We start from the raw sequence: 19960 nt of genomic DNA, 5'->3' as shown, positions 1-19960 counted from the left end.
TCTTATGTCCTGTGTCTATTTTTACTGAGGAGAAATAAAAGTTACCTCATAAATCAGGTTATCCTTAATGCGGTAAATGGCGATGGCTTCGCGACGAGAGTTATTTTTGCTGAACTGCACCCGCTCATGGTCAATCACTACATTGCCTGAAATTATCCTGTTCACCAGTTCACAATGCAAATCTGGTGTGTTGGCGAACATGCTGGCGTATCTTTTTCGCATCTCATTTTTGCCCTGGTACGCGAACTGCCCTGGCTGGTTGTATACTTTAACAGTATCGCTGTAAGCTTTTAAAAAAGTCTCTATATCGCGGTTATTGTAGCCTCGTAATTGCAGCACAGCAGGAGCCTCAATGCCTGCTGCTGGTACAGGCTTTAGCTGTGCCCAAGCTGTTTGGCAGAACAGCAACGTGAGTACTGTAAGAACAGACAATTTTAATTTCATAACCAGAAGTTTTAGAAGTGAAGGATTCGCAAATTTAAAGACTTACGTCTGTTATAAAATTTTAGGAGGTAGAATTTAATGATAAGCATCCCCTGCAAAAGGATAGCGTATAAGCCTGCTATGATAGAAGAACTGATCATCCGCACCTTATGCGATACTTTGCCTTCGTCGGCAGATGGTGTTTTCCTTTTCGGCCAGACCGCTGATAACCAGGAGGCGGTTTTTGAGATGGCAAAGGAGCTGGTGGAGCAGAAGCTGACAGATAAAGTTATGTTTTTGGGCACAAAGCCTATGAGCGGCTACCCTGGCTTCGAGAACTGGAAACGTGCTTTAAAAGGAGCTGGTTTAAAAGAAACGGCTATAACTGCCATACCACCTGTGCCATCAGATACAGACCTTCTGCACACCCGCATAGAGGCAGAGTCGGTAGTGAGTTTTGCCAAAGCTGAAGGTTATAGAAAGCTTATTGTAGTGGCATCACCTTTCCAACAGACACGTGCTTTTATGGCAGCAGTAACGGCAACCCAGAAACTATACCCACAGCTACAGCTTTATAGCTTGGCAGGCAAAGCAATGTCGTGGAGTGAAGAGGTAAAGCATTCACAGGGGAAAGTTCAGGGCACCAGAGCAGGACTGATTGCAGGAGAAATGGAGCGCATCAAAAAATATCATGCTAAAGGCGACTTGGCCTCTGTAGCAGAAGTGCTCGAATACCTAAACAAGCGCGACAGAGGTGAACTTTAAGATGAGGGCTTGATTCTTAATTTATAGGTTGCTGCAGAACTAACTTGGCACAAATACTCACAGTATCTTTCTAACTTGTGAGTATCTGTGCCATAAGCCTTAGCCATGCTGGCTAGCATTAGTTTCCCTCATAAAAATCAATCAAAGCAGCGAAGTATGCTTCGTTCCAGCCTTCCACTATGTCGTCATAATCTTCGTCAGGTATATTTAAATGCCTTAGCTCTGCCGAGGTGCCATACTTGTGCGGGTGCAGTTTAATGGTAACAACAGACATTTCTGCCTGCTCGCCGAAATACCATTGCTGTACTATTTTCTTTCCCTCTTCAAACTCAAGGTTTTTGCCCACAATGCTGCCTTCCCAAAGCGAGAACTCAGAGCCTGGCTCTGTCGACATTTCGGCTGCCTCACCTGTCCAAAGTTGTAAGGTATTGGGGTTGGTAAGTGCTACATACACTTCTTCAGGCTCCGCAGGTATAATGTAGTATTTCTTGAAGTCTTTCATGTTGCTTATTTGTTCTTATAAAAAGTATGGATGTAGAGATCTTCTACTTTCTGCCGTGCCCAGGGCGTTTTGCGCAGAAACTTAAGGCTGGAATTTATACTAGGGTTATTGTTAAAACTGTTGATGTTAATTTTGTAGCCCAAGTGCTCCCAACCGTAATAGTCCACTAATTCTACCAGAATACGCTCCAGTGTTTTGCCGTGTAAAGGGTTATTCTTTTGTTCTTCCATCAGAAAATATAATTGCCGCCAGTGCCGTTACATCTGGCTAAGAAAATACACCTCAAAAGTAAGTATAAAATAATTGTACGTTCACCGTTATATTCGTGTATACCCAAAAGGAGTTCACTATTTCTGTTGTATTTTGTCAATCCCTTAGGGGCTAGTAAAGGGTAAGACGCAACAAAATGTTGGTTCAAATACTAAAAATACAATGACTACACCAGAGAAACTAGAAGTATGGCTTCGGGGACCTTTGCCTGATATGCCTCCTTTGCTGCAACCCGTGGCGCATGCCTTGCTGCAGGTCCGAGAAGAAATAAATGTATATATGGCAGATTTCCCCGATGGGTTACTTTGGGAGAGGCCTGCTGGCGTGGCCACTGTGGCTTTCCACTTGCAGCACCTGCAAGGCGTGCTGGATAGGCTGCTAACGTACGCCAGGGGAGAGGCGCTTACCGAGTCGCAACTACAGGCACTTGCTGCCGAAGGCAAGAAGCAGGATGGCGTAACAGTAGAGCAACTGGTAGAAAAATTTAACCAGCAGGTAGAACTGGCGCTGGAACAACTCAGTGCAACTGATGAAAACACTCTAACAGAAGTACGAGGCGTAGGAAGGTCGCAAATTCCATCAACAGTAATAGGCTTGTTAACTCATGCCGCCGAACATACCACACGCCACGTGGGGCAACTGCTGGTGACGGCGCGTGTGCTGCAAAGTTATGGAAGAAAGAGTTAATATGAACTGTTGTGCTATCTTCAGGAATAAGTGCTGCTCCAGATTACTTCTAATGTTCCAATTGAAAAGAATTAATTAGAGACAGCTATTTGTTTGTCTGCATCGAAATATGTTTCTAACATGATAGCAACATGTTTTTGAGGATAGTTTAAGTGAATCGGATCTATATATTCGGCATCTGGCAAAAACAACATGTCTTTAAAATAGTTATCGAACAGTTGGGAGAATCTTTCTGTTGTTTTTTCAGCCATCGCAACCCTATATAGGTGTTCTACCTCTTTCTTTCGCGATGTTCTGATGGGAGGAGATATTACTTTGAACTCAATGCCTTTAGAGCTTGTAAGATTAATCATTTTCTGAAGATATTCTGAGGATATCTGAGACATAAAAACCTGTGTTTCTGTTTCTTTTTTTATTTCGGGAGTCCAGAAAGTGATGGCAACAGGCGGTAAGTTCGAAAACTTGTGAAAGGGAACACTTTCAATTTGCTTTAATGTATTTGGAGTAAAGAGATTTCTGTATTCAGGGATATTGAATGGTTTTAAAAAGTAGTTATAGGTGAACTCATGGTCTAGGTTGTTCCTAAACGAAAAAGGGTTATAAACAAAGTATACCTTCTCTATCTGTTCATTTTCTTGCAGAGAATTTGCTAATAATATATAGTGGCCAACCAAGTCAATGGCTTGGTTGCAGGCTAATGACACCACTGAACTGGAGTCATTATTCATCGGGTCGAACAACTGACCACCTACACTGTCACCAATGATCAAGGCTCTTGCCTTATTATTCTTTTTTTTACTGTCTGTAAGAGCCTTGTACACTCCTCTGTTAGGGAGCAAGTAAGTATACAGGTTGCTGTAATAAACAAGGCATATCATAAAAAAGAAGCTCATCAGGCAGGCGCTGAATTTTACCAGAAATGTTTTCATAGTAGACTAGGTTAGAATTGGAAGTAAATGAATTGTTGTTGCAGGCCACCAAGCCAGAATATCATAAAAGCAATTGTATAATACATAACCCACCGTACTGGTCTGGGAATGGAAATATGGGATAGTTGCAACGCATGTTCTTTGTCCCGCTGCAGCCACTCTACTAGTAAGAATAGTATGAGCAGCAATAAAATCTTTTTGGGTAAAACATCGGGTATGCTGAAGAGCGAGGAAGAGAACATGTGGTTTAAGTAAGAAAAAGCATGCTGAATGTTCTCAGCCCGAAAAAAAATCCAGGCAATAACCGTCATAAAGAAGGTAACACTTACTTGGACCAACTCTCTTACTGTTGGAATTAGCTTGCCCTGAGCAATTATATCCACGTTATTCCTGTTCTGCTTCAGAAGCAAGAGTGGCAGAAAATAGCAGACATTTATTAAACCCCACACCAGAAAGGTCCAGTTGGCGCCATGCCAGAAGCCGCTTAGTAAAAATATTATAAAAGTATTTCGAACCTTGAACCATTGATTCCCTTTGCTTCCACCTAGCGGAATGTACACATAGTCTCTGAACCAGGTGCTGAGGGAAATGTGCCAACGTCGCCAAAATTCAGCAATATCGCGGGAGAAGTAAGGAAAAGCGAAGTTACGCATAAGCTTTATGCCAAAAAGCCTTGAGGTACCTATTGCCACATCAGAATAGCCAGAAAAGTCTCCATAGATTTGAAAGGCAAACAAAACGCCTCCAAGCAGCAGCGTAGAACCATGGTAACTAGCATAATTTGTGAAAATATCATTAGCAAATTGGGCACAGTTGTCTGCAATGACAATCTTCTTGAAAAGCCCCCACAAAATCTGCTGCAAGCCATTTACAGCTTCGATATATTGAAACTTTCTCTTTTGGTGGAACTGTGGCAGCAAGTTAGCGGCTCTTTCTATAGGGCCTGCTACTAATTGAGGAAAGTAAGTTACAAAAGATAGAAACGCTATTAAGTTTGGAGTAGGCTCTAGTTTTCTGTTGTAAACATCTATAGAATAGCTAAGTGTTTGAAAAGTATAAAAGCTTATACCTACTGGTAGAATGATGTTTATGGTTGATGCCTGTAATGGTTGGCCCAACAGGGTAAAAGCATTGATGAAGGAGGTAATAAAAAAGTTGCAATATTTAAAATAGCCCAGCAGACCAAGGTTGGTTACCAGGCTAATTAACATAAGCAGTTTCCGCTTTAGCTTATCTTGTTGTGAAGCAACTGCCAAGCTAACAAAATAGTCAACAAAAGAACTAAATACGATCAGAATTAGAAACCGCCAGTCCCACCAACCATAGAATATATAGCTTATGACGAGCAAAAACAGATTCTGTACACGCAATGATTTACCTATAACAAACCAGTATATGATAAAAGCTATAGGTAAGAATACAGCAAATTCAATAGAGTTAAACAACATTCTAACCTCCTTTTTTTGGTACTGGCCTGCTCTTTATTTAAATATTTTGATAAGGGAGTGTTTTTGCGTCTATATTTCTATATACTAGGTGAATTATGATATTGTTATATAAAACGTTTAAATTTTTATTAGAATTATATACTTTAAAGTTTGTGTTGCTTTTAAAGATGTGCAGTTCGGAACAGATCACTGTAAGGGGGCAGATTAACTTATGTATAACGAACAGTACAGGATAAGAAAGCACGTTAGAGCGCCACGACAAGTATAGGTAAGTTTAACATCCTCCTTTATGCTACCATTCAGCGATGTAGGCAACAATTGGGTGCTGCTGCTGGGTGGTGTTACAAAGAGTTACAAAACTTTAACTAGAAAGTTCTGATTAGCAAAATGTCAAAATCTAAGTCTTTGTTTTAACATGTAAGTTAATCTTATAGCCAAAGTTTTGTGAAATTAGCTTAACTTTAAGATTGTGATGCCTGCTGGCATACAAACGAATTTTGTTTCAACCTCTTAAAGTTTAAGTAAGTAGCCAATGCCAAAACTTTACAAGGCCATGAGTTTGCTTTTGCTCGTGGCACTCACCCAAACATCCTGTTCAACTTCAAAAGCCTCAAAAAGCGCTCCTACAGCAGCAGCAGCAGCAGCAGCAGCCAAAACAGAGAATGCTGAAAGGCCGAAACCTGCTGCCAGAGGCGGAATTAAAAGCTATAACGAAGTAATTACCCGCGATGCTGTTTCTGATGCTGGTGTTTTCACCATTCATAAAGTAGGAGACAAGTATTTTTACGAGATTCCAGATTCGCTTCTGAACCGTGACTTCTTATGGATTAGCCGTTTTGCTGGCCTGCCTTCTGGTCTTGGAGGCGGTTATGTAAACGCGGGTTCTTCGGTGAACGAGCAGATGGTGGTTTGGCAGAAATTCGACAACAAGATTCTGCTCAAAACAAAGTCTTATGATGCCGTAGCAGACGAATCGCTGCCAATCAACTTATCGGTACAGGTAAATAATTACCAGCCTACAATCTATGCTTTCGACATTGCAGCGATGGTCAGAGATTCTGCTGGTTATGTAATTGATGTAACCAAGTTTCTGCAAAGCGATGTGAAAACGTTTAGCGGCCTTAGCTCCAGCATGCGCCAGACTTACAAGGTAAATCGCCTCGACGAAAGCCGCAGCTTTATCTATAGCGCCAAAAGTTTTCCGCTAAACATTGAGGTGAAGCAGGATTTTACCTACGATGCTGGTAACCCTCCATCTAACTCTGCAACTGGTGCTATTAGCTTGCTGATGAACCAGTCGATGGTGCTGCTGCCGAAAGAACCGATGCAGCCCCGCCTGAATGATTACCGTGTGGGGTATTTTAATGTGAACCAGATTGACTACGGTTCTGAAGCTTTGAAAGCAGACGAAAAATCGTACATCCGCAGATGGCGATTAGAGCCTAAAGATGTAGAAGCTTATAAGCGAGGTGAACTGGTAGAGCCAGTAAAACCAATTGTATACTACCTTGACCCTGCTACACCAGACAAGCTGCGCCCTTACATTAAAGCGGGTGTTGAGCAGTGGCAGAAAGCTTTCGAAACAGCTGGTTTTAAAAATGCTATTATTGCCAAAGACCCGCCTTCTCCAGAAGAAGACCCCGACTTCAGCCCAGAAGATGCTCGTTACTCCGTTATCCGTTATGTAGCCAGCACTACCCGTAATGCTGTTGGGCCAAGTGTTTCTGACCCTCGTTCAGGAGAAATTATAGAAAGTGATATCATTTGGTACCACAATCACCTGCGCTCTTACAGAAACAGGTATTTGCTGGAGACTGGTGCCGCTAACCCAAGTGCCCGTACGCTTACTACGCCTATGGACGACCTGGGAGAGATGATGCTGGAGGTAATTACGCATGAAGTAGGCCATGCGCTTGGATTGCCACACAACATGAAAGCCAGTGCTGCTTACCCAACAGATTCGTTGCGTTCTGGTAAATTTACACAAGAGTACGGTATTGCCGCCACTATCATGGATTATGCCCGCTATAACTATGTGGCGCAGCCAGGCGATAAAGATATCCGCTTTGTACGCCAGTTAGGGCCATACGATCACTATGTCATCAACTGGGGCTATCGGTACATACCTGAAGCCGACAGCCCTGAAGAAGAGGTTCCAACCTTAAATAAATTGATAGAAGAGAAAACAGGTAACCCCATGTTCCGCTTCGGAAGCGGTAGCGGTGGCTACGATCCCGAAAGTCAGACGGAGGGTATAGGTAACGATGTCATCAAGTCGAGCACATTCGGTTTGAGAAACCTGAAAAAGGTGGCACCGCAGCTTTATGATTGGACCGCAGCTCAAACAAATGATTACAACGACCTAGAAGAGCTATATGGTGAGTTGTTAGGTGTTTGGAGCCGCTACATTGGCCATGTAGTTACAAATGTAGGTGGTGTTCATGAAGAGCGTTTGAAGCCTAATCAGGAAGGCGATATTTATACAGCCGTAAGTGCTAAAGAACAAGCCGCTTCTTTGGATTGGGTGCTTAAAAATGCATTGTCGTCACCTGAGTGGCTGCATCAGTCTAAAATCAGCAAAAATATACATCACGCTAACCATGTAGATAATATCCGTAGCCTACAAGCACGCCACCTCAATAGCCTGCTGTCTGCTGATAGATTGGCCCGCCTGATGGAGAATGAGGTCAACGGTGTGAAGTACAATGCATTGGATATGGTGCGTCAGCTACAGCGCGGTGTGTGGAGCGAAGTTTACAGCGGTTCTAAAATTGATATCTACCGCAGAAACTTACAGAAAGCCTACCTTGATAGAATGGGTTTCTTGCTAAATGAAGAACAGAGCAGATCCTCTCGTTTCGGTACGCCTGTAGATCTGAGCCAGTCTGATATCCGATCTATTGTAAGAGGAGAACTGGTGAGCCTGCAGCGCCAATTAAGAAGCGCCAGGAGCCGTCACTCCAACGATCTTACAAGGTATCATATAGATGATGCGATTGTAAGAATAGATAAAATTCTGAATCCAGAGAAAAGCTAAGTATAAAAGAGAAGGCCCTGCACTTGCAGGGCCTTCTCTTTTATACTTAGCTTTAACTTTTTCAAAACATTACGCGAGCGGTGGTGGCTTCAGCTTGAAGATATCTTTCAAGGCTCGGCTTGCAGCATGATAACCGCACATGCCGTGTACGCCGCCACCTGGAGGGGTAGAGGAAGAGCAAATGTAAATACCTTTTGTAGAGGTGCGATAAGGGGAGAGGCGTAGAACTGGTCTTGTAAAAAGCTGCCCAATATCGATGATGCCACCATTGATGTCGCCACCAATATAGTTAGGATTATAGGCTTCCATTTGTGAAGTATGCATGGTGTGCCTGCCCAGAATAAGGTCTCGAAAGCCTGGAGCGAAGCGCTCTACCTGATTTTCTATGGCAGCAGTCATGTCTACCTCTGAACCATTGGGTACATGGCAATAAGCCCAAGCAGTGTGCTTTCCCTCAGGTGCCCTTGTACCATCAACAAGGCTTTGCTGGGCCAGCAGTACAAATGGCCGTTCTGGATGTTTACCCTGCGAAGTTAGAAGCTCATTTTGGATTATCTCTTCTAGCGTGTTACCGAGATGTACCGTGCCTGCTTGTCTGCATTCGGCTGCTGTAAAAGGGATAGGGCCATCCAAAGCCCAATCGATCTTAAAAACACCCATGCCATAACGGTACCGTTCCAGCTGCCATTTATATAAAGGAGAAAACGTGTGTCCTGCAATCTGTAGCAGTTGCTTAGGTGTAACATCTAAAAGCACGGCGTGTGCAGAAGGAAGCTGTTTAAGTGAGCTGACGTGAAAGCCTGTTTCTATTTTTCCGCCTAAAGAAACAAAATAGGAAGCAAGTGCATTTGCTATGCTATGCGAGCCTCCTTTGGGCACTGGCCATCCGTTTATGTGGCCCATCGCCATCAGCACCAGGCCAATGGCAGAAGTTGCCATGTTAGACAAAGGCTGGATAGAGTGTGCCGCCATACCTGCCCATAATCCTCGTGCCTCTGTCGACTTTAAATGCAGGTTAGCCAATGTGGTGGCTGGCAATAAAGCACTCATACCAAAACGGCCCATGGCAATTGGGTTGCTGGGTATAGTTAAAGGCCCTAGTGCATCTGGTGCTAGCTGTTCCCAATGGTGCACCAGCGGCTTAATTAGTTTTTTGTAAGAAGATTCATCTGCACCGAGTAACTTGGCTGTTTCTTCTATTGATATGCTCAGCTTGGCAGCTGTTCCATTGTCAAAAGGATGAGCGGCTGCAACTTTGGGAGCAAGAAACTCTAAGCCGTGCTGATGCAGAGGGAGCGTCTTAAAGAATGGAGAATCTGCGGCTAAGGGGTGAATAGCGGAGCAAATGTCATGTATAAAGCCAGGTAGCGTTAATTCTGCAGATCGTAGACCTCCGCCAACAGTATCTTTAGACTCCAGAAGCAATACCGAAAGCCCTACTTGCTGCATGGCAATGGCAGCCGCCAAACCATTCGGCCCCGAACCTACAACAACCGCATCAAAGTCTCTTTTCTCCAATTTTACCAATATTATCCTTTTTTGCTTCTTTCGAAGTTTCTGAATTTAGAATCTATGAAGAAAAACTGCTTGATATAAGCTTGTGTATTCTGAGAGGTTAGCTACCCCAAAATTTCATTCAGCAATCCTGCTAAACGTACACCGCCTTTTAGCAGTTGCGCATTTAGCGTTTGTACATGATCGAAATTATACTTGTAGCTTAACTTGGCATCAGTTCCTTCTATTTCATTGTAAAGCTTCTCGCTAATCTGGTAAGACTCGTACAGCCAATCGCTTACAGGCTGCTGTTGCCACCCTTTTATTTGGTCTTTTGATACAAAATTTAAAGCGGTAGCATACTCTGTATAGCTAAGTTGCTGATACTCTATAAGCTGTTCGTCCCATAAGCGGTGTAGGTTAGACGGCTGGTTAAACCAGGTCACCCTGATTCTGTTGCCTCCCAAATCTTCTGGGCGACCCGTGTGCATCGGCTGGTGCATATCCCCCACAATGTGAACGATCAGGCGCAGGTACAGTTGTTTCTGGTCCTGCGACAGGTTTCCTGTTTTCAACTCGTTGGCCATCATGTTCAGTTTGGTGTAAGAGTCTGTTACAGTGTCCTGCATCAGGTAAGCACCAAAAGCATCGTAAGTAAGACCTGCATCAAAGTTAATGTAGTGCCACGGGCCAAGGTAATCATAAGATGGATCAGATTTAATAAAATCGGCCCAGTTACTCGCAATCGCTAATGATTCTGTGCCAAGTATAGCCTGTACTCGCTTTTTGGCTTTCTTGCTGAGGTGTCGTTCTGCTATTTCGCCCACAATGCGGTGGCCCAACATTCCCCAAGCCATAGACTGAAAAGGGAGGTAAAGAAACAGGCCGAGAAGCAGTAGTTTTTTCAAAGATTTAAAAGTCATGCGTATGGATATCATAAATCAGCGATGGAAATGTAAAGGTCGAAAATTTTGATTAAAAATTCTTCGTTACTTCTAAATAGTGCTGTTTGGGTTCCGCGCAAGGTTAACCTCAAACAGAAGAGAGAGGTGCCCGTAAAGTAGGTGATAACATACTTTTCAAGAACTATGAAAAAGAACATCGGTTTTATTTTTTCGGGTGCTTTACTTGCATCTTGCCTTATGCTTAGCTCCTGCGGAGATAGTACTGATGCAGGTGAAGACAGAGAAGACACCACAACAGGTGGTACCGATATGCAATCTACGGCAGGCGATACCATCGGCACAACAACGGGCACTATAAACCCAGGTACAACAACAGGCACCACAGGTGTAACCACATCCAGCAGTGGCACAACAGGTATTTCTAACCCAGCCCCTTCTAGAGATTAGGCAAGGTAATTTATGTATCGTTTAGCCATACATTAAGCGGAAGCAACTTTTTGCACGTAACTTTCAATTAGTTTCTAATCTCAAACTATAGCCTTTTAGTGTGCTGGTGGTGCGTGTAGGTTTTGCATATTCTTAAGTTATCATAACTTTTTAAACTGAGCTAAGTTTTATAACAGTATTAGAAATGTATGTAAAGATTTAAATTCGATATGAAAGCAATAATATTACCTGAACCAGGACCTGCTGAGAACTTCCAGCTAAAAGACATAGAAAAACCAACACCTCAGAAAGGGGAGGTGCTTGTAAAAGTGAAGGCCATCAGCATAAATCCTGTTGATACAAAAACCCGTGATGGAAAAGCCTTCTACAATTCAATAAAAGAAAGCGAACATGTACTTGTTGGTTGGGACATTGCTGGAGAAGTAGCAGCAGTAGGCGAAGGTGTTGAGTACTTTAAAGAAGGAGACGCGGTATTCGGAATGGTTAATTTTCCTGGCAATGGAAAAGCTTACGCAGAATATGTGGCGGCACCAGAAGGGCATTTAGCACATAAGCCAGCTGATGTGACTTATGAAGAGGCTGCAGCCACTACCTTGGCTGCTCTAACTGCCTGGCAGGTATTAGTGCACCAAGCGGATATACAGCCTGGACAGCGTGTGTTAGTACATGCTGCGGCTGGAGGAGTAGGGCATTATGCTGTGCAAATCGCGAAATATTTTCAGGCGTATGTTATAGGTACTGCATCTGCCGAAAATGCTGATTTCCTAAAAGAACTTGGTGTGGATGAACACATCGACTACAAAAGCCAAAAAGTAGAGGAGGTAGTAAAAGATGTAGATATCGTGCTAGATTCGTTAGGTGAAGAAAATACGCTTAAGTCGTTAGCTACGCTGAAAGACGGAGGCCAAATTGTTTCTATACTTGGTGGAGCCACCGAAGCCGTTCAGGAGCAAGCGAAAAAGCGTAACATCAAAGCTCTAACTTATTTGGTACATTCCAGTGGAGAGGATCAGGCAAAAATAGCAGACTTAATGGAAGCAGGAGAACTGAAGGCACATATTGAGCACGTTTTTCCTTTCGAAGAAATGGCAAAGGCGCATAAGCAGGTTGAAACCAGAAAAACGCGAGGCAAAGTGGTGTTAACAGTTGATTAAAGCCCTCTGTTTTTGTTGAAATATGTAAGGGAGTAAGAGCACCATTTTTTGTGCTCTTACTCCCTTACTCTTTGTAATGGGAAGCGGTGGCCGACTTAAGTTTTGCTTTCTTCATGATAAGTGGCGTCAGCAGTAAACTTAAAAGCCCGCCCGAGATGGGTACCACAATCATGTTTGGAAGATGACTGAAGTTTATGCCAGTTATAAGTCGGACAATGGTAAGCAACGCAGTGATGGCAGTTATGAGCATCCAGTAAGATAGGTTGGTATTGCTCACTTTCACATTTTTATCTGGGGGAAGTTGCAGAATAGCATAAAGTATAAGAAGTGCACCCAAGACTGAGAAAGCCAACTGCAACAAAGTATACACAGGAATTACTTTTCCTGCTATTAATACCTCAGCAGCTAAAACAGGAAACCATTTTATAAAGATGCCATACGCGTGTGTAAAACTATCCCAGAAGATATGTGATGCTGCGCCAACTAGTATAGATAAAATAACAGTAATGTAATTCTCTCTGAAGTAGCTTGGCCAGTTAAAGTTTGTGAAGGTGTGAAGCCGCTGCTTTAAAAAAAGTGGCAGGTGGTGTAATAAAGGGTTTCGGACAAGAAGGTGGAAAAGAAAAGCAAGTAGAATGGCTACAGGAAGGTTAAGCCAAAATATACTGTGCCAGCTATGTGTGTAGGACATATGCGCTTTCATTCTGAAAAACATTTCGAAGTCTGGCGCAACGCTCCCTATAATAAGACCCGTAAGTGAACGCCACCTCTTGGGGAAGTAGTACCCAGGTAATACGATAGCTGGATGAGAAAAAGTAAATGGCATGTTTAAATCTTGTTGATAGCTAGACCTGCAGTATGAGTTTAGATTGTACCTTTACTGAAAGCTTAAAACAAAATTTCCTGCTACTTTTCAGCAGCAGGAAACTTCGGTAAGATATCGTACTTATATGTAATTAGTAATCGTCACGTTCTATAGCAGCTACTCCAGGAAGTGTTTTGCCTTCCATGTACTCCAGCAGCGCACCACCACCTGTCGATACGTAAGACACACGATCAGCGTAGCCTAATTGGTTAACGGCTGCAGCAGAATCACCACCACCGATAAGTGAATAGCCTCCCATGCGTGTTGCATCAACTACGGCCTCAGCCACAGCTTCTGTACCAACTGAGAAGTTAGACATTTCGAATACCCCCATTGGGCCATTCCAAAGAATCGTTTTTGATCCACGTATTACATCGGCATAAGTTTCACGTGCGTTAGGGCCTATATCCAATCCCATCCACATTGGTGGAATATGGTGGCTCAGGCAGGTATCAACATTGGCGTCGTTGCTGAAAGCATCTGCAATCACAGAGTCTACAGGTATCATCAACTGAACACCTTTTTCGCGGGCCATGCCAATCAACCTAGCTGCCAAGTCCAGTTTATCCATCTCTACTAAAGAAGAACCGATTTCGCCGCCGTCAGCTTTCACAAAAGTATAAGACATACCGCCACCTATAATCAGGTTGTCTACCTTATCCATCAGGCGCTCTATAATAAGAATCTTGTCAGATATTTTGGCTCCACCCATTATAGCTGTATAAGGACGCTCCACGTTCTCCAACACACGACGAGCATTCGTCAACTCTGACTGCATGACATAACCCATCATTTTATCGTTAGGGAAGTAACGTGCCACTACTGCTGTAGATGCGTGCTCGCGGTGCGCTGTACCAAATGCATCGTTTACATAAACATCTGCTATGGCTGCCAAATCTTTGGCAAAGTCAGGATCACCTTTTTCCTCTGCTTTGTGGAAACGCAGGTTCTCAAGTAATAATATTTGGCCAGGCTGTAGGTCTTGCGCCAATTTGGCAGCTTCTACGCCTACGCAATCATTAGCAAAAAGTACAGTTGTACCAAATTCCTCTGATAAGCGAGGCACCAGGTGCTTTAATGAGAATTTTTCTTCTGGTCCGTTTTTGGGTCGTCCCAGGTGCGACATCAGGATAACAGCGCCACCGTCAGACAATATTTTGTTGATAGTAGGTACGGCTGCACGAATGCGGTTATCGTCGGTGATGTTGTAGTTCTCATCGAGCGGTACGTTAAAATCTACCCGTACTAAGGCTTTTTTGCCTGCGAAGTTATACTCGTCTATGTTTCTCATGAAGCAATTATTGTTTCGTTATTCGTTTATCGTTGTTCGTTATTTGGAAGATTTTGTTGCTCCTTTTTTGCAATAGTAGCAACAGTTATGGGCAAATATAGCAAATTAAGGATTTAGAAGTGAAGCAGGAGAAGAGAACTTATCGGAGTAGGGATAAAAGGTGGTGTAGCTAGCAGTGTTAGGACCAACATAGGCTATAAAACGCGAAAAGGCAGCTATCAATAGCTGCCTTTTCGCGTTTTTAAATATCTTTTTCTATACGGAGAAGCTATCGCCGCAGCCGCAGGTGCGGGATGCATTAGGGTTGTTGAAGAAAAAGCCTTTACCATTCAGGCCATCCGAAAAATCAAGTTCGGTGCCAGCTAAGTATAAAAAGCTTTTCATGTCAACAACTACTTTTACGCCTTTATCTTCAAACTCCTGGTCCATTGGCTTTACTTCATCATCGAAGTCGAGGTTGTAGGAGAGGCCAGAGCAACCGCCGCCTGCAACAGAAGCGCGCAAACGGAAGGAGTCGTCTAACTGAGCGTCCTGCTTCAGCTTCACAACTTTTTCTTTTGCTTTGTCTGATACTGTTATCATAATGCTTATAGTTAAGAGACTATCACAAACACTAAAGCAATAACTATGCTAGCGTTCAAGCCTCATCCATAAATTATTTAAGAGCAATCTCTTCCTTACCTGCTAAGTCTGTACTTATTAGAAGTTGAGGTTGCTTTTGTGCCTGAATTCAAAAAGCAGACTGCTACCGCTTAAGGTTAAGTGGTGCACAATCTGCTTTCGAATTGTGCACTTCTAACCATGCACATTATTCTCAGGCCCATTAGAGCCTAAGTTTTAGTGATGTGTTTTAGGCAGCTCTAGTGCTGGCAAGCCATTCTTAACTCTGTAGTCGTTGATGGCAGACTTGATAGCGTCTTCAGCCAAAACAGAGCAGTGAATTTTTACTGGAGGCAAAGCCAACTCTTCTACAATAGCCATGTTGTCGATAGCCAAAGCCTCGTCAACTGACTTGCCTTTCAACCACTCAGTAGCAAGCGAAGAAGAAGCGATAGCAGAACCACAACCGAAAGTTTTGAACTTTGCATCTGTGATGATTTGGTTCTCATCAACTTCAATCTGCAGACGCATAACGTCGCCGCACTCAGGAGCACCCACAAGGCCGGTACCTACAGTGTTTTTTGCTTTGTCAAGCGTACCTACGTTCCGTGGGTTGTTATAATGATCGATTACTTTATCTGAATAAGCCATAGCTTTTGTTTAATTAGAAATTAAAAATTATGAATTAGAAATTAATTTTAGAATTTAAGAATTAGAGAAAGAGACTTCAAGCACCACTTCTAATTCCTAATTTCTAATTTTTAATTTAGATTTTTAGTGTTCTGCCCACTCAATTGAGTTAAGGTCTATACCTTCCTTGAACATTTCCCACAGTGGAGAGAGTTCACGAAGTTTGGCAACGGCCTCTTTTACGTGGTTGATGGCATAATCAACTTCTTCATCTGTTGTAAAACGGCTGAAACCGAAACGTAGCGAAGAGTGAGCCAGGTCATCACTAAGACCTAATGCTTTTAATACGTAAGATGGCTCCAAAGAGGCTGAAGTACAGGCAGATCCAGAAGAAACTGCAATATCTTTCACACCCATCATCAGGCCTTCACCTTCAACATATTTAAAGGAGATGTTTGTAACGTGTGGTAGGCGGTGCTCACGTGAACCGTTCACATAAGATTCTTCTATCGTTAGAAGTTCTTTCTCTAAACGGTCGCGCATAGCGGCAATACGAGCAGTGTCTTGTTCCATATCCTGCTTTGCAATTTCGCAAGCCTTACCAAGGCCAACAATGCCAGGTACGTTTAGTGTGCCAGAACGCATGCCACGCTCGTGTCCTCCGCCATCTAACTGAGCAGTAACTTTAACACGTGGGTTCTTACGACGAACATAAAGTGCGCCTATACCCTTAGGGCCATACATTTTGTGCCCAGAGAAAGCCATCAGGTCAATACCGTCAGCTTCTACGTCCACAGGAATTTTACCTACTGCTTGTGTACCATCTGTAAAGAACAGCACGCCATGCTTCTTGGCAATAGCAGAGATTTCACGGATTGGCTGAATAACACCAACTTCGTTGTTGGCATACATAATCGAAATAAGGATTGTCTTATCGGTGATGGCTTCTTCCAATTCTTTCAAATCGATAAGACCTTCTTCGTTTACAGAAAGGTATGTAACCTTACCACCGATTTTTTCGATATGCTTGCAAGTGTCTAAAACCGCTTTGTGCTCTGTAGTAGCCGTAATGATATGGTTACCTTTAGAGGCATACATTTCATAAACACCCTTTATGGCCAAGTTATCAGACTCTGTAGCACCAGAAGTAAAGATAATTTCTTTTGGAGAGCAGTTAATTAATGAAGCGATTTGCTCGCGTGCATAATCAACGGCTTCCTCAGCTTGCCAGCCGAAGGCATGATTACGAGATGCCGCATTACCGAACATGTTTGTCAGGTAAGGCATCATGGTATCCAATACGCGCGGATCTAGTGGCGTAGTGGCATTGTTATCTAAGTATATAGGGAAATTCAGCATAGCTTTTTTTATCTCTTTCGTTCTTGTTTATAAACAAACAGATGAAATTATTAGTTTTGAATTGTCGCAAAATTAATAAAAAAAGGTTACTTAGACTAATTACAAATTCAAAATGCTGAACGTAGAACATATAGGTATAGCTGTAAAGGATTTTAGTGCGGCCAACAGACTTTATTTTAAGTTACTAGGCGTAGAGCCTTACAAATCTGAATATATTGAATCGGAGCGTGTGAACACTTCTTTCTTCAAAGTAGGAGATACTAAAATAGAGCTTTTGGAGGGTACAACACCTGACAGCGCCATCAGTAAATTTATTGAGAAGAAAGGTGAAGGCATACACCACATTGCCTTTGAAGTAGACGATATACTGGCAGAAATGGAGCGCCTGAAAAGCGAAGGCTTTGTACTGCTGAATGAAACACCTAAAAAAGGAGCCGACAATAAATTGGTTTGCTTTGTGCATCCCAAAAGCGCCAATGGTGTGCTGATAGAACTGACTCAGGAGATAAAATAACTGCCAAAGTTTGATAATTGATAGACAAAGACTAACATCAATAACCTAAGAAATGAGTGAACTGGTAAAAGCAGTGCAGGCCGCAGAAGAGGAGCTGCTTTATGGTAATATAATTCTTTACCCTACCGACACTGTGTGGGGCATTGGCTGTGATGCTATTAATATAGCTGCTGTTCGTAAGATCTTCAAGATAAAAGAGCGGGAGGAGTCGAAAGCGATGATTTTGCTTGTGGCAGATTTAGAGATGCTTAAGCGGTATGTAAAGCAGTTGCCCACTGGTTTTGAGGAATTGCAGGCGAAGGCTGAACGACCTACGACCTACGTTTTCAGCGATACCCAAAAATTATCCAAAGAGGTATTGGCAGCAGATGGTACAGTAGGCATCAGAATCGTAAACGATGCTTTTTGCCATCGCCTGATCAGGCAAATCGACAGGCCTTTGGTTTCTACCTCAGCCAACATCAGCGGCGAGCCATCTCCTAAAACCTTTGCTGACGTTTCAGAAACTATAAAAAAGCGAGTAGATTATATCGTGCCGTTGCGACAGGACGATGCCATGACTTCAACACCTTCGCGCATCATCAAATTTGAAGCCAATGGAGAGCAAACAGTGCTGAGGGGCTAAGGCTTATATTATTGACAAAGGACTTTTTGACAAAGGACTACGCAGCGTGCGCAGTTTTTGGGAGCGTCAGGAGCCAAAAGCTGTTCAGATAACACTCACAGGTTTGAAAGACACTGTGAGATCAAATCTGACGCAGCCTATCTGTTTCTGATTTATAAATTAATCATCTTCAATTACCAAATCTCTACATTGCTCCATCCCCGAATCCGCATTTCTCCTGCACTTTAAATATATCTCCTTATTTTTGTGCTTCAGGCAAAGTGAAGTATGGCAGTTTGTAACCTTATCATGCTGCACAACTATACTTTAGAAAGTCTTGTGTCTTAATTCTTGATGCTTGTGTCTCTGAAAGGCCTGGAGTTTATTTTGAATGATGGAGAAAGTACAACTACCCGAGCACCCCGTTTTTGAAGTAGTGGCCGCAGCTGCGGCCGAACTAGGCGTTGATGCCTACGTAATTGGTGGTTTTGTGCGTGATTTGGTGTTGAATCGACCTTCCAAAGATATTGATGTAGTATGTGTAGGGGATGGCATTGTGCTGGCTGCCTTGGTAGCCGAGAAGCTGCCGCATAAGCCAAAAGTGACTGTTTTCAAGAATTTTGGAACGGCCATGCTACGGGCAGATGAGTGGGAGGTAGAGTTTGTGGGGGCACGCAAGGAATCGTACCGAGAGCACTCCCGCAAGCCAGATGTGGAGCAAGGGACGCTGGATGATGACCTGAAACGCCGCGACTTTACCATCAACGCCTTAGGTATAAGCTTGAACAAAGGCAGCTACGGAGAGTTGATTGATGCTTTTGATGGCATAAAGGATATGAAGCGCAAGGTGCTGAAAACGCCTTTGGAGCCTGGTATAACTTTTTCTGACGACCCGCTGCGTATGATGCGCGCTATCCGTTTTGCCTCGCAACTCGGCTTTGATATTGATCCTGATACGTTTGATGCTATCATGGACAATAAAGAGCGGATTAAAATTGTATCGCAGGAGCGAATAACAGACGAGCTGAATAAGATTGTATTGTCGCCAACGCCATCGTATGGTTTTAAGCTGCTGTTTGCCTCTGGTTTGCTGCATCTTATCTTCCCGAAAATGACAGAGCTGCACGGAGTGGAAACGATAAACGGCAACTCGCATAAAGATAATTTTTACCACACGCTGCAGGTGCTGGATAATGTGGCCGAAGTGTCAGATGATTTATGGCTGCGCTGGGCTGCCATAATGCACGACATTGCCAAGCCAGACACCAAGCGTTATTCCCCTAAAGTGGGCTGGACCTTTCACGGTCACGAAGACCGCGGTGCCCGCATGGTACCAAAGCTGTTTAAAGATTTAAAGCTGCCCCTGAACGAGCATATGAAGTTTGTGCAGAAGCTGGTGAAGCTCCATCTGCGCCCGATAGCACTGGTAAAAGACACTGTAACCGATTCAGCCATCCGCAGGCTATTGTTCGAGTCTGGCGACGACATTGACGCGCTGATGAAACTCTGCCGCGCCGACATCACCTCTAAAAACGATAACAAAGTAAAACGCTACTTACAGAACTTTGATAAGGTGGAGAAGCGCCTGGTAGAGGTAGAGGAAAGCGACAAACTACGCCATTTCCAGCCAGTAATTACAGGTGAGGTGATTATGGAAACTTTCGATTTGAAACCGTCTAAGATGGTGGGCGACCTGAAGCACATCCTGACTGAGGCAATATTGGAAGGCAAAGTGAAGAATGAGTTTGACGAAGCCTTCGCCTTTCTGCTGGAGAGAGGAAAGGAGAAAGGGCTTCGCCAGGTAAACTCAACTAACAACTAAACTTAAATCGATATTTTAAACGCCAGTATTTTAGATGTAGTATAGGAACGCCATCTATTAGTTGTCCTAAAAGTATTCAGGTGTGGCTATTACCACTTACTTAACTCTCTTCGCTTCAGGCGAAGCGGTTGTGGGAAAAGGTGTAGTTTTATTTTGTACTAGTAGCAGGAGGGAGGCAGGTTGAAGGGTAATTTTACTCATCAACCTGCCTGAA

General features: G+C 43.3%; 20 protein-coding genes. 8 read left to right on the top strand and 12 right to left on the bottom strand.

What is annotated here, in order from left to right; translation table 11 throughout:
- Positions 1-21: 21 nt before the first annotated feature.
- Positions 22-444 carry a nuclear transport factor 2 family protein gene (locus tag LN893_RS02615; RefSeq protein WP_229968009.1) on the bottom strand — a complete coding sequence of 141 codons (423 nt, stop codon included), beginning with the start codon at positions 442-444 and terminating at the stop codon, positions 22-24.
- A 120-nt stretch (positions 445-564) separates the two neighbouring features.
- Between LN893_RS02615 and LN893_RS02610 the strand changes: the two genes are divergently transcribed.
- Positions 565-1188, top strand: a complete 624-nt coding sequence (locus tag LN893_RS02610; protein ID WP_229968008.1) for a YdcF family protein — start codon at positions 565-567, stop codon at positions 1186-1188.
- Positions 1189-1306: 118 nt separating this feature from the next.
- Here the strand turns inward: LN893_RS02610 and LN893_RS02605 are convergent, their stop codons facing one another.
- Together LN893_RS02605 and LN893_RS02600 are read right to left on the bottom strand one after the other, a co-directional pair.
- Positions 1307-1690, bottom strand: coding sequence for an SRPBCC domain-containing protein (locus LN893_RS02605; RefSeq protein WP_229968006.1), 384 nt, complete (start codon positions 1688-1690; stop codon positions 1307-1309).
- 5 nt (positions 1691-1695) lie between these two features.
- Entirely contained in the window at positions 1696-1920 is a 225-nt protein-coding gene (locus tag LN893_RS02600; protein ID WP_229968004.1) for a VF530 family protein, read from the bottom strand.
- Positions 1921-2122: 202 nt separating this feature from the next.
- Between LN893_RS02600 and LN893_RS02595 the strand changes: the two genes are divergently transcribed.
- Positions 2123-2647: a DinB family protein gene (locus LN893_RS02595; protein WP_229968002.1), complete on the top strand. Its 525-nt coding sequence runs from the start codon at positions 2123-2125 to the stop codon at positions 2645-2647.
- A gap of 71 nt (positions 2648-2718) precedes the next feature.
- On the opposite strand, the gene LN893_RS02590 is transcribed toward LN893_RS02595, so the two are convergent.
- Positions 2719-3576, bottom strand: coding sequence for a hypothetical protein (locus LN893_RS02590; protein WP_229967999.1), 858 nt, complete (start codon positions 3574-3576; stop codon positions 2719-2721).
- An 11-nt stretch (positions 3577-3587) separates the two neighbouring features.
- On the bottom strand, positions 3588-5024 hold the full coding sequence (locus LN893_RS02585; RefSeq protein WP_229967997.1) for an MBOAT family O-acyltransferase: 1437 nt from the start codon (positions 5022-5024) through the stop codon (positions 3588-3590).
- 532 nt (positions 5025-5556) lie between these two features.
- Here LN893_RS02585 and LN893_RS02580 point away from each other — a divergent pair.
- The gene (locus LN893_RS02580; protein ID WP_229967995.1) at positions 5557-8061 is read left to right on the top strand and encodes a zinc-dependent metalloprotease; all 2505 of its coding nucleotides are present in this window, start codon (positions 5557-5559) and stop codon (positions 8059-8061) included.
- 69 nt (positions 8062-8130) lie between these two features.
- Here LN893_RS02580 and LN893_RS02575 read toward each other — a convergent pair whose 3' ends face one another.
- Together LN893_RS02575 and LN893_RS02570 are read right to left on the bottom strand one after the other, a co-directional pair.
- Complete coding sequence (locus LN893_RS02575) at positions 8131-9579, bottom strand: phytoene desaturase family protein (RefSeq protein ID WP_229967993.1); 1449 nt, start codon at positions 9577-9579, stop codon at positions 8131-8133.
- A gap of 101 nt (positions 9580-9680) precedes the next feature.
- Positions 9681-10463 carry a S1/P1 nuclease gene (locus tag LN893_RS02570; protein WP_229967991.1) on the bottom strand — a complete coding sequence of 261 codons (783 nt, stop codon included), beginning with the start codon at positions 10461-10463 and terminating at the stop codon, positions 9681-9683.
- Between the two features lie 180 nt (positions 10464-10643).
- On the opposite strand from LN893_RS02570, the gene LN893_RS02565 reads away from it, so the two are divergent.
- Both LN893_RS02565 and LN893_RS02560 read left to right on the top strand, forming a co-directional pair.
- Positions 10644-10907 (top strand): hypothetical protein, encoded by a 264-nt coding sequence (locus tag LN893_RS02565; protein WP_229967989.1) that lies wholly within the window; start codon positions 10644-10646, stop codon positions 10905-10907.
- 209 nt (positions 10908-11116) lie between these two features.
- Positions 11117-12061, top strand: coding sequence for an NADP-dependent oxidoreductase (locus tag LN893_RS02560; RefSeq protein ID WP_229967987.1), 945 nt, complete (start codon positions 11117-11119; stop codon positions 12059-12061).
- A 64-nt stretch (positions 12062-12125) separates the two neighbouring features.
- On the opposite strand, the gene LN893_RS02555 is transcribed toward LN893_RS02560, so the two are convergent.
- The 5 genes from LN893_RS02555 to LN893_RS02535 all read right to left on the bottom strand — a co-directional run bounded on the left by LN893_RS02555 (position 12126) and on the right by LN893_RS02535 (position 16806).
- Positions 12126-12887, bottom strand: a complete 762-nt coding sequence (locus LN893_RS02555) for a DUF4184 family protein (protein ID WP_229967984.1) — start codon at positions 12885-12887, stop codon at positions 12126-12128.
- 130 nt (positions 12888-13017) lie between these two features.
- On the bottom strand, positions 13018-14217 hold the full coding sequence (locus LN893_RS02550; protein WP_229967982.1) for a phosphoglycerate kinase: 1200 nt from the start codon (positions 14215-14217) through the stop codon (positions 13018-13020).
- A 255-nt stretch (positions 14218-14472) separates the two neighbouring features.
- Positions 14473-14799: a HesB/IscA family protein gene (locus LN893_RS02545; protein ID WP_229967980.1), complete on the bottom strand. Its 327-nt coding sequence runs from the start codon at positions 14797-14799 to the stop codon at positions 14473-14475.
- 255 nt (positions 14800-15054) lie between these two features.
- Positions 15055-15468 (bottom strand): Fe-S cluster assembly scaffold IscU, encoded by a 414-nt coding sequence (iscU, locus tag LN893_RS02540; RefSeq protein ID WP_229967978.1) that lies wholly within the window; start codon positions 15466-15468, stop codon positions 15055-15057.
- Between the two features lie 123 nt (positions 15469-15591).
- Positions 15592-16806 carry an IscS subfamily cysteine desulfurase gene (locus LN893_RS02535; RefSeq protein WP_304621756.1) on the bottom strand — a complete coding sequence of 405 codons (1215 nt, stop codon included), beginning with the start codon at positions 16804-16806 and terminating at the stop codon, positions 15592-15594.
- 112 nt (positions 16807-16918) lie between these two features.
- Here LN893_RS02535 and mce point away from each other — a divergent pair, with 112 nt between their 5' ends.
- The 3 genes from mce to LN893_RS02520 all read left to right on the top strand — a co-directional run bounded on the left by mce (position 16919) and on the right by LN893_RS02520 (position 19746).
- Positions 16919-17320: a methylmalonyl-CoA epimerase gene (mce, locus tag LN893_RS02530; RefSeq protein ID WP_229967976.1), complete on the top strand. Its 402-nt coding sequence runs from the start codon at positions 16919-16921 to the stop codon at positions 17318-17320.
- A gap of 52 nt (positions 17321-17372) precedes the next feature.
- Positions 17373-17945 (top strand): L-threonylcarbamoyladenylate synthase, encoded by a 573-nt coding sequence (locus tag LN893_RS02525; protein ID WP_229967974.1) that lies wholly within the window; start codon positions 17373-17375, stop codon positions 17943-17945.
- Between the two features lie 373 nt (positions 17946-18318).
- A complete protein-coding gene (locus tag LN893_RS02520; protein ID WP_229968168.1) occupies positions 18319-19746 on the top strand; it encodes a CCA tRNA nucleotidyltransferase in 1428 nt (475 codons plus the stop codon).
- Positions 19747-19960 lie beyond the last annotated feature (214 nt).

The sequence above is a fragment of the Pontibacter harenae genome, assembly GCF_020907245.1.
Classification (GTDB): domain Bacteria; phylum Bacteroidota; class Bacteroidia; order Cytophagales; family Hymenobacteraceae; genus Pontibacter; species Pontibacter harenae.
Note: the sequence above shows the minus strand (reverse complement) of the source record. Positions and strands in the feature narration are given on the sequence as shown.